Genomic DNA, 7519 nt, shown 5'->3' with positions numbered 1-7519 from the left:
GCTTGTCCACCGGCGTTGCACATACCTTTATGGCAGCGGAAGCGTTAGAGCAAGAAGGTAAACGCTTAGGGCATACCATTAAAGTCGAAACGCGTGGTTCTGTTGGCGCTAAAAATCAATTGAGTAGTGCTGAAATTGCCGCTGCGGATATTGTTATTATTGCTGCAGATATTGATATCGATTTAGCCCGTTTTGATGGTAAGAAAGTATATAAAACCAGTACCGGTTTAGCATTGAAGAAAACCACACAGACAATGGATAATGCCTTTAATGACGCGCAAGTTTATCGTCATGGTAAAACGTCGACAAGTGAACAAGCAGGCTCGGAAAAAACCGGCGCTTATAAACACTTGATGACAGGTGTTTCACACATGCTGCCGTTAGTCGTTGCGGGTGGTTTGGCTATCGCGTTGTCATTTGTATTTGGTATCGAAGCATTTAAAGAAGAGGGTACATTAGCGGCCGCGTTAATGACTATTGGTGGTGGTTCGGCCTTTGCGTTAATGATCCCGGTACTTGCGGGCTTTATTGCTTTCTCGATTGCGGATCGCCCAGGCCTTGCGCCTGGTTTGATTGGCGGTATGTTAGCAAGTTCAACTGGCGCGGGTTTCTTAGGTGGTATTGTTGCAGGTTTCCTTGCGGGTTACACCGCTAAGTTAATTGCCGAAAAAGTCCAGTTGCCACAGTCGATGGAAGCATTGAAACCGATCTTAATTATTCCACTTTTAGCGTCATTGATCACTGGTCTAGTGATGATTTATGTGGTCGGTGGTCCGGTTTCTGCGGCAATGAATGCATTAACTGAATTCTTGAATAATATGGGCTCGGCTAACGCAGTATTGCTGGGTATCATTCTTGGCGGCATGATGTGTTTCGACCTTGGGGGTCCAGTCAACAAAACCGCATATACCTTTGGTGTTGGTCTGTTAGCATCGCAAACCTATGCGCCAATGGCAGCAGTCATGGCTGCGGGTATGGTACCTGCGTTAGGTATGGGGCTGGCGACATTGCTTGCGAAACGTAAGTTTAATAATAGCGAGCAAGAAGCGGGTAAAGCATCATTCGTCTTAGGTTTATGCTTTATCTCTGAAGGTGCAATTCCGTTTGCAGCGCGCGATCCAATGCGTGTGATCCCGAGCTGTATTGCTGGTGGAGCATTAACGGGCGCGCTATCTATGTTGTTTGGCGCTGAACTAATGGCACCACATGGCGGTTTATTTGTACTGTTAATTCCAAACGCCATTACACCTGTATTGATGTATTTAGTCGCGATTGTTGCGGGTACACTGGTGACGGGCGTGAGTTATGCGGTACTTAAACAATCAGAAGAACAACAGGTAACAGCGTAACGAGAACGTTTTATGATAAAGCCTCACTCTGATGAGGCTTTATCACTTTAATAGACAGTGATAACATAAAGCCATATCAATCTGCATGTAGCGAATAAACGCCGCATAGTATTATTACAATTGGCGGCTCTCTCTTTGTTAAATTATAAACGTATATTATTCATAGCTGCGCTAACCAGTTTTTCAGCCGTCGCGACAGAACAAAGTTTAGCAACCCTGCCGCTATTTGACTGGCCTGAGAATATCGCGACGCAGTCTCTGGATGATATTTTAAATTCATTAGGTGCCAGCCAAACATATGAAAAAGAACAAGGGTTAAATTCCAGTATTATCCCGACAGCCTATTACACACCCGAAAAAGGCCTTGGTATTGGTGCCTTGTATGTGGGTTTATATAATTTATCAGACACTAAATTAAGCCAGCCTTCATCTCTTTCTCTTAATAGTTATTACTCAGAAAATAACTCTTATGGCGTGAGCCTAAAAAATAAAAACTTCTTTGAATCAGATAAAAATAGATTATTTATTCATGCCAATATTGCCAATGATGTAAGCTATTTTTATGGTTTATCTGGTCAATCTGAGAATGTCACAAGTTATAACTCAGAAGAGTTCTCTGCGAATGTTATATGGTTACGTAAAGTAGCCAGCAATATTTACCTCGGCTTTGGTGTTATAGGTGCCTATATTAATCCCAGTGATATTGATGTTAATACGACGAATAATACAGACTTACTCGTTAAAGACAGCAGTATGGGTGGCTCAATTAAGATTGATTACGATTCCAGAGATAACGTTGATAATGCTTTTAAAGGCATTAATCTAGGTTTTCAATTTAACCAGATGTACAGCAACTCACAATCTGAAACATATGAGCAATACCAAGTCTACTATAGCCAATATCATCAATTCCAAAATCTGACAGGAACACTCGCATGGCAAGTAAAAGGTGAGTTTAATAGTGATGATACGCCCTTTGTGCAACTTGCTAACCTCGGTGGTGACGAAAAGCTAAGAGGTTATATCGAAGGCCGGTACGTAGATAACAACATGGTATTTAGCCAAGTTGAATATCGCATCCCTATTTATTGGCGTGTTGGTATGGTCTTTTGGACTGGCGTGGGTTCTGTCGCGAATAACATATCTGGGTTATTTGACGATACCTTAATCAGTTACGGTACTGGTTTTAGATTTAATATTAAAGATAGAGTTAATTTACGTGCAGATATTGGCTTTGGTGATGACGGTGCTGAATTTTATTTAAACATTAATGAAGTATTTTAGGCTAATATGCTAAAAGTAGTCTTGTTCATTTTCAGCAGTGGATTAATCAGTTTTTTTGTTCGAGCGGAGGATAACGTCGTTTGTGAACAAGAAATTATTTATGACCTCTATCTCAATGGATTTCATACTGGAGAGCTGCAACGACAGATCACACAACAAGGCGCTGACTTGTCTTTTTTAACGCATAGTAATATGAGCATACTCGGTATTAGTACTACCTTCTATCAAACATCTCGTTCACGCTATGAAGCACAAACAAACCGCTATTTTACCACTGAATTTTATCAAGTTATGACTGGTTTTAGAAATAGAGAAATGCGCGTAAACATGAGTGCCAATGGTTTAGATAGCAACGTCTTACTGAATGGTGAAATAACACAATATCACAGTAAGCAATACCCATTACAAGACATGGATACCATCACCATGCAGCTCCAAATGAATGTAAGACAAGGTAAAACACATTTCTATACCTTACGACAAGCAACAGATGAAATGGAACTATTTGAATATCAGGTTGTAGGCAAGGAGACTCTATCTACTCGCTACTTTGGCGATATAGAGGCGATTAAAGTAGTTGAAATACAAGATAGTAATGCTATTTTTTGGTTTGCCCCTTCTTTGGACTATTTAATGATCAAAGCGACAAACATTGAAGGTTGGATACTGAGGGGAACAACTGAGCTCAAAACCTATACTGAAGTTTGCGCTTAAAGGATAAAACCCGAGCGCTTTTACGTTCAGGGTTTTATTTCTCTTCACTTTAGAGGAGCTGGCTACAGATAATCGGAATCCTTCACGACGTCGAAAGTAAGGTAAGCCATCTCGTATGGTGATTACGGAACTTCGACGAGATGTAATCAAGCTTGTTGTTAATCGGATAATATGGCTGTTGGAATATACAATAGTTACCAAATTATTGTATATTGTCAGGTAACTCATTATTTAAAATGAGAATTATATTTATATTGCGGAGCAAGTATGCCATCACATTTACCAAAAAAGTTTAGTCACATTTTCTTAAAAATATTTAGCTATATCGAAGCTGTGTTGCTTGTTTTCATAACTATTGCAACAATTTACGCGATGGCAAATGACTTTTTTCATGTCTATGAAGAACAAACGGTAAAATTAACGGATATCTTGTTAATGTTTATCTACCTCGAAGTACTCGCCATGATCCAGCAGTTTGTCGTTAACGGTAAGATCCCGGTTCGTTATCCGATTTACATCGCGATAATGGCTATTGCCCGTTATGTAACGTTAGGTATGAAAGAACTACAGAGTGTGGATGTCGTTTGGCTATCGGTTGCAGCATTAGTATTAGCAATATCGACCGTTATTATCCGTGCAGGTCATTTCTATTGGCCTTACAAACAATTAGGTGAGGAATAATAACAGCCTCAGTCGGAGACTTTAATTTCTTACACTGCTTAATTTATTGCACAGTTTAATCTCTGACACAAATAGCTGAAGTTTGTAGCGGTTGTTGTATTGCCGCTATTACTTTTTCTGGTGATCGAGTAAAGGTTTTACTGACTGACTTGCTATTTAGCTTGGTCTCTAAATAATGTACATAGTCGTTCACTTTATGCTGCGCATAAGCTGTAGGGTAACTGGCCTTACATGATTGATACCAGAGTACATAATTATCAAAAAACTGACTGGCATGATCCGCTGGCATTGCCGACATTAAGTTGGCCATATTACGGCTGACTTGAAAGTGCTGGTAATCAATCGGTGTATTCCAAAAACCACCCCAATATAAAAAGCCATTATCAGCAAAGGTGGCAACGACATCTTCGGCAAAACCTTGGCGTTGCTCTTTACCATATCTAAATTGCATTCTGTTCGCGTATTTAGCCCCATCCACAGGCTTGAAGCTTGCACTACCTTGCTCACCAAATTCAACGAACGGATTCTGTTTTGGGTTAATATCAATGGCTAAACCATAGGCATGAATGGATAGTGAACGCTTACCTGCGATAGGTCGATAGTTAAATGCCGAGGTATTATTATCCGCCATTGAGAGGTCGTCATTACCTTGATAGAGGCGTATTGGTTGTGCTTTATTGATTGGAAACTGCAATTGATATAAACGCTCAAAAATGGCCGCGATGTAAGGTGATACCGCGTCCATGACGATAATTGAACCGTTATTGTGTTGTTTGTTTTGAAAATCAATATAGTTAAATTGGATTTTTCTTAAACGATCACACTGTACGGGGGCGCTTGGGGACATAACACCCGCATTTGTCATTGCCCGGCAGTCTTGCTTTGATAGTTCAGTAATATTTGCAGCTGAAACCGATAATAGAGTATTACAGATTAGAGTTGGGATTAATGTTTTAAACCAATGTGTTGACATATATTTTCATTCTCAAATAATTATTTTATACAGTGTGTGCTGCTGCGACGTATGTTAATTTTCTCAGCTATACTGGATGAGACATATTGATTTAAACGCTGAAGATTGGCGCATATATTTATCTACATAAGGACGTTCGATGCATAAAATAATAGCAATCGCATTATTCACAGGTCTACTCACTGGTTGTGAAACATCATCTCAGGCTTATAATATGGCGCAACAAGGCGCCGATGCTTTTTCGTGTACCGAAATCAGTAAAGCATTTTTGGCATATGAAGCGGATCGGCAGTCGGCATCGGCGTTAACTGTGCTTGCACCGCTTATTTCTGCTGATATTGGCACTATGACTCAAAGTGCAGCAACAACGACGGACACTTATTATGCCCAAGCTAAATCGAGTGCGAATGTGGCGCTGCTGCTGAAAGGTTGTTCGCCTATTATGTAAGCGAGATTGGCGTTGCTAGCCTGATGGCATTGCTAGAATGTCGGCAACGTTAATACTGGCCGTATATTGCACTAACTTAGGTTCTTGTTGGCTACGAGCTAATACCGCCATACGGTCTGATAGCTCATTGCCTTCAATATTCGCATGACCTTTTACGTGATTAATAATTAAATTAGATTTTAATTGCTCGTACAAACTAAAGCATTGTTGAATAATCGCCAGATTTTTAATTTCTTCATTCTTGCCACGTTTCCAACCTTTATTTTTCCAACCTTTTGCCCACTTAGTGATGCAATCAATAGAGTATCTAGAGTCAGATAGCACTTGCACCGTTTTACCTTGTTCTATGTGTGAGGCTGCAAAGCGGAAAGCGACTAATAAACCATTTAATTCCGCTGAGTTGTTGGTTCCGTTCGCTTCGTACAAGCCGTACCATAATTGTGCCAGTTTATCTTTTTCATAAACGGCCATACCTGTACCCGATTTACCCGGATTAGGAGAGCAAGCACCATCACAATAAATGTTGAGATCGGCAACTTGTGGCGGTGTCGATAGGATTGACTTAGATGCACCGGCAGGACGTGTTGCTTTTGGTTTAACACCTGAACCAGTTGGACCTTCTTTGGCTAATGAGCGTTTCATTAATGCGCGAGTATAGGTTGAGGCGAATGCTTGGTCAGCTTCTTCTTTTGATGGGAAACCCATATATTGCGCATCACTGCGGCCATCAATTTGTGCTTTAGTTTCAGACCAGTTATCAAATACCCCAGTCTTCACACCTTTCCATACTACGTAATGTTTTTTACTCATAACTTAATTTAATACTCTTAAAGTTTAATGATTAAATAATAAATGTCTTACCTACAAAACACCAATGATAACCATAGTCTTGTACATAAATCAGGCGCTATAGTGTTATATCGCGGTAAACAGCCGTTATAGCTTTTCGCTTTCGATAAAGGTTTTAATTAAACGTACGACCATCTCGGGTTGTTCATTTGTGACGCCATGGCCTGTGTTTGGAATGACGACCAGGGGAGCTTGTATTTTTTGACTGAGGTAAATACCGTGTTCAACGGGGAAAACACGATCTTGTTCCCCCCAAATTAGGAGTGTCGGTGTGGTAGTCACAGGCGCTGTTAATAGGGTATCGCGGTCTGCGGATAAAGATTGGATCATGGCAATTTTTTGTTTATGCCAAGCGGCAAAATAAGTTTGATAAATTTGGTCAGCAATAAAGTCTGGCATCATTTTAGGCTCGACGAAAATACCCTCAAATAAACGGCGTAATTCATCGCTGTTCTTCGGTATAAAGAAATCCTCTGGATTATCGACTGCAAAGCGTTTGGTTAATGCGGCTAGATCATCATCACTGAAGTAGGGCCCAGGACTGGCAATAATAATGGCTTTATTAATACGATCATTTTGGTTAGCGCTGTTGAGTATATTGAAAGTGACAAATCCACCATATGAGATACCAGCGATGTTGATATTATTAAGTTTTAATTCATCAATGAGTTGGACAATGGCATTTGTTTCTGTGGTTAGGTTGGCTTCGCCAGCACTAAAAGAATCACCGAACCAAGCAAGATCCGGTGCAATAACATCATAATCTGCACTTAAGGCAAGCATTTCATCTTTCCAAGTCGTGACGGCACTGCCACCAAAGCCATGGATTAATAATAAGGGTTGGCCTTGGCCACCACGCCAATAACTCAGTGTCCCACCTTCAGCTAAGCTAATATCGAGTTGTGTAAAACCAACTGATTTAAGGCTGCTCTCATCATTGTCTATTTTCCATCGAACCAGTGAGCAACCGCTTAATAATGAGAAACATATACAGACAATAAATAATTTTAGCTTGTTTGAAATCATATCGTTAGGCCGATTGCACAGGATAGGGAAACCATACATGAGATTGAAGATAAATAAAATAACATTTCGTTAACTTAGTGATGTTGGCAGCACTACTTTTTTAGTGGTTGTTATGAAGGGTTAAGTGGCAGGACGGGAAGTAAACGTGAAAATAAAAAGCCTGCCGAATCATCTGATAACAGGCAGGATTTTAGA

The 7519-nt window shown here is 40.3% G+C and carries 8 protein-coding genes; 5 read left to right on the top strand and 3 right to left on the bottom strand.

Annotated elements, in window-relative coordinates; translation table 11 throughout:
* The 4 genes from PE36_RS15125 to PE36_RS15110 form a co-directional block, all read left to right on the top strand.
* The coding region (locus PE36_RS15125) for a fructose-specific PTS transporter subunit EIIC (protein WP_006032904.1) at window positions 1–1349 on the top strand (1349 nt) is incomplete at its 5' end.
* Between the two features lie 135 nt (window positions 1350–1484).
* Entirely contained in the window at window positions 1485–2633 is a 1149-nt protein-coding gene (locus tag PE36_RS15120) for a hypothetical protein (RefSeq protein ID WP_006032903.1), read from the top strand.
* Window positions 2634–2639: 6 nt separating this feature from the next.
* Complete coding sequence (locus PE36_RS15115; RefSeq protein ID WP_006032902.1) at window positions 2640–3347, top strand: DUF3108 domain-containing protein; 708 nt, start codon at window positions 2640–2642, stop codon at window positions 3345–3347.
* Window positions 3348–3614: 267 nt separating this feature from the next.
* Window positions 3615–4028 (top strand): phosphate-starvation-inducible protein PsiE, encoded by a 414-nt coding sequence (locus PE36_RS15110; protein WP_006032901.1) that lies wholly within the window; start codon window positions 3615–3617, stop codon window positions 4026–4028.
* 55 nt (window positions 4029–4083) lie between these two features.
* Here the strand turns inward: PE36_RS15110 and PE36_RS15105 are convergent, their stop codons facing one another.
* Window positions 4084–5001, bottom strand: coding sequence for a M15 family metallopeptidase (locus tag PE36_RS15105; RefSeq protein WP_006032900.1), 918 nt, complete (start codon window positions 4999–5001; stop codon window positions 4084–4086).
* Window positions 5002–5140: 139 nt separating this feature from the next.
* Here PE36_RS15105 and PE36_RS15100 point away from each other — a divergent pair, with 139 nt between their 5' ends.
* Window positions 5141–5449, top strand: coding sequence for a hypothetical protein (locus tag PE36_RS15100; protein ID WP_006032899.1), 309 nt, complete (start codon window positions 5141–5143; stop codon window positions 5447–5449).
* 15 nt (window positions 5450–5464) lie between these two features.
* Here the strand turns inward: PE36_RS15100 and PE36_RS15095 are convergent, their stop codons facing one another.
* Together PE36_RS15095 and PE36_RS15090 are read right to left on the bottom strand one after the other, a co-directional pair.
* Entirely contained in the window at window positions 5465–6259 is a 795-nt protein-coding gene (locus PE36_RS15095; protein WP_006032898.1) for a ribonuclease H family protein, read from the bottom strand.
* Window positions 6260–6385: 126 nt separating this feature from the next.
* Window positions 6386–7324, bottom strand: a complete 939-nt coding sequence (locus PE36_RS15090; RefSeq protein ID WP_006032896.1) for an alpha/beta fold hydrolase — start codon at window positions 7322–7324, stop codon at window positions 6386–6388.
* Window positions 7325–7519 lie beyond the last annotated feature (195 nt).

The sequence above is a fragment of the Moritella sp. PE36 genome (assembly GCF_000170855.1).
Lineage (GTDB): Bacteria > Pseudomonadota > Gammaproteobacteria > Enterobacterales > Moritellaceae > Moritella.
The sequence above is the reverse complement of the archived record's forward strand: the minus strand, read 5'-3'. Positions and strand labels throughout refer to the sequence as shown.

What these genes read in the sequence shown, in the direction of transcription:
- PE36_RS15110 (WP_006032901.1), top strand. Translation starts at nt 3,615, where the DNA reads ATGCCATCACATTTACCAAAAAAGTTTAGTCACATTTTCTTAAAAATA.
- PE36_RS15090 (WP_006032896.1), bottom strand. Translation starts at nt 7,324, where the DNA reads ATGATTTCAAACAAGCTAAAATTATTTATTGTCTGTATATGTTTCTCA.
- PE36_RS15095 (WP_006032898.1), bottom strand. Translation starts at nt 6,259, where the DNA reads ATGAGTAAAAAACATTACGTAGTATGGAAAGGTGTGAAGACTGGGGTA.
- PE36_RS15100 (WP_006032899.1), top strand. Translation starts at nt 5,141, where the DNA reads ATGCATAAAATAATAGCAATCGCATTATTCACAGGTCTACTCACTGGT.
- PE36_RS15115 (WP_006032902.1), top strand. Translation starts at nt 2,640, where the DNA reads ATGCTAAAAGTAGTCTTGTTCATTTTCAGCAGTGGATTAATCAGTTTT.
- PE36_RS15105 (WP_006032900.1), bottom strand. Translation starts at nt 5,001, where the DNA reads ATGTCAACACATTGGTTTAAAACATTAATCCCAACTCTAATCTGTAAT.